Origin of the sequence: Streptomyces sp. FH025 (assembly GCF_017427025.1) — a bacterium.
In the GTDB taxonomy this organism is placed as follows: Bacteria; Actinomycetota; Actinomycetes; order Streptomycetales; family Streptomycetaceae; genus Kitasatospora.
The window spans coordinates 1-1,763 of the sequence record NZ_JAFLNG010001061.1 but is presented as its reverse complement, the minus strand read 5'-3'; the positions used below and the strand labels follow the sequence as shown (position 1 = coordinate 1,763).

Sequence of the window (1,763 nt, the reverse complement as noted above, 5' to 3'; positions counted from 1 at the left end):
GAGCCTACGGCGCGGTTGGCGCTACCGTGTCGGAAGCACTGGAGGAAAGCCCATGAAGCACCATCGCCTGCTCGAAGAGGCCCTGCGCAGTCTGCCGAAGGGCTTCAAGGTCGAGTTGTCCGGGGAGTTGGTCATCGCGCAGGCGCCGCCGTCGTCGATCCACCAGCTCAACCTCGCGATTGTCCAACGGCAGTTCGAGGTGCACTGCCCTCCAGGTTACTTCCCGACCGGGAACAGCGACCTCTCCTCGTCCGAGGCCGATGCCGTCCGCAACCCCGACCTCACCTGCCTGCCCGAGGACGTCATCGAGCTGGGCCGCGAGATCCCCGCCGAACTGGCACTGATCGCGGTCGAGGTCGCTTCGCCGTACAACCCGGACAACGACTGGACGGGGAAAGTCCGCGACTACCCGCGCATGGGCCTTCCGCTCTACCTGATCGTGGACCCGCGAGAGAAGGCGGTGACACTGTTCTCCGAGCCCACCCGGGAGCGCTACCGTACCCGGACGGAGCGGGAGTTCGGCGATACTATCCGCATTCCCGCGCCGTTCGACTTCGAGTTGGACCTGTCGCGACTGGTGCCCTACCGGGGCACACCGATCTCGGGGCCCTCGTTACGGGCGAAGCCGATGAAGTCGGCCCAGGCCTGGGCAGTGAACGCGAGCTGGGGCCCAGTCCTGTCCTTGGAGTCCCGTACCTGGACCGTGGCCTCAGCGAGGGCGACCTCCACGCAGGCGCCGCCTTCGGTGCCGCTGTGGCTGGACTTGAACCAGGCCAGTTCGGTGCTCACAGTTCCTCCGCCAGCTTGGCGATGAATGCAGCGGAGGCCTCAGGGTTGAGGGCCCGCTGGAGGATCATCGCATGCCGCTGGCTCATGAGGGCGACCTTTTCCGGGTCGGAGTGGAGCAGGCCCATCGCATGCCCCTCCTCGTACGCGAGGCGCTGGTGCTCCGCACTGTCGAGCAGGATGAAAGGGCCGTTCAACCCCGGGTGTGCGCCCGCGCCTGGTACGACCTGGATGACGATGTGGCGTGCCTCGCCGACGGCCAGTAGGTGGAGTAGCTGGCCCTTGTGCGCGGCTTCCGTGCTGAGCGGGTTCCGTAGCGCCGCTTCGCCAATCAGGAAGTTGAACGACTTGGTCTGTGTCTTCAAGAGTTCCTGCCGTGCGAGACGAGCGGCGACGCGCTCCTCGATGGTGTCGTCATCGAGTGGCGGCCAATTCGCGTTGAGGAGCGCCCGTGCGGAATCCTCGGTCTGGAGAAGCCCCGGGATGAGCAGCGTTTCGAACCAATGGAGAACGATGGCCTCGGCCTCGTATCGCATGTACTCCTCGGCGAAGTGGGGATACTTCTCAGGCTTCAGGAACTGCGCTCCGGCCAGCAGGATTTCCTTCGCGTCGCACATATCGTCCGCGACCTGCAACAGGTGAAACGACGGCTTGCGCCGCCCCGCCTCCATCGATCTCACGCTCTCGTAGCTGTACCCCGCCTGGGCCGCCAGGTCCTCGCGGCTGACGCCGGCGCGGATGCGCCAGAGCTTGATCTGGTTGCCGCAGTACTTCCAGGACATCGGCGGCGGCGTGGCGGACGAGGACGCGTTCATCGCTGACCCCCCAAAGTCATTCGGTCTGGGTTCCTGACGTTAGGTCCCCAACCGCCTGGGAGGTATGCGAATCGTCTGAATCCGTCCGTACGGGTGACCGCCGCCCGGGAGCTACTCGTTCGGCCAGAGGATCAGGTCGTCCAGCGGGTACCGGCGCGGTCG

Annotated in this window: 2 protein-coding genes and 1 pseudogene; 1 reads left to right on the top strand and 2 read right to left on the bottom strand. The window is 65.8% G+C overall.

Going from position 1 to position 1,763, the window contains the following annotated elements:
* Positions 1 to 52: 52 nt before the first annotated feature.
* Positions 53 to 556, top strand: a pseudogene (locus J0670_RS37280) (Uma2 family endonuclease); the annotation flags it as partial.
* A gap of 26 nt (positions 557 to 582) precedes the next feature.
* Here J0670_RS37280 and J0670_RS37275 read toward each other — a convergent pair.
* Both J0670_RS37275 and J0670_RS37270 read right to left on the bottom strand, forming a co-directional pair.
* A complete protein-coding gene (locus J0670_RS37275; RefSeq protein WP_307806867.1) occupies positions 583 to 729 on the bottom strand; it encodes a DUF397 domain-containing protein in 147 nt (48 codons plus the stop codon).
* A 56-nt stretch (positions 730 to 785) separates the two neighbouring features.
* Positions 786 to 1,568 (bottom strand): helix-turn-helix transcriptional regulator, encoded by a 783-nt coding sequence (locus tag J0670_RS37270; RefSeq protein ID WP_207817207.1) that lies wholly within the window; start codon positions 1,566 to 1,568, stop codon positions 786 to 788.
* Between the last annotated feature and the right edge of the window lie 195 nt (positions 1,569 to 1,763).

Coding starts and splice junctions, on each gene's coding strand:
- J0670_RS37270 (WP_207817207.1), bottom strand. CDS start 1,568: ATGTCCTGGAAGTACTGCGGCAACCAGATCAAGCTCTGGCGCATCCGC.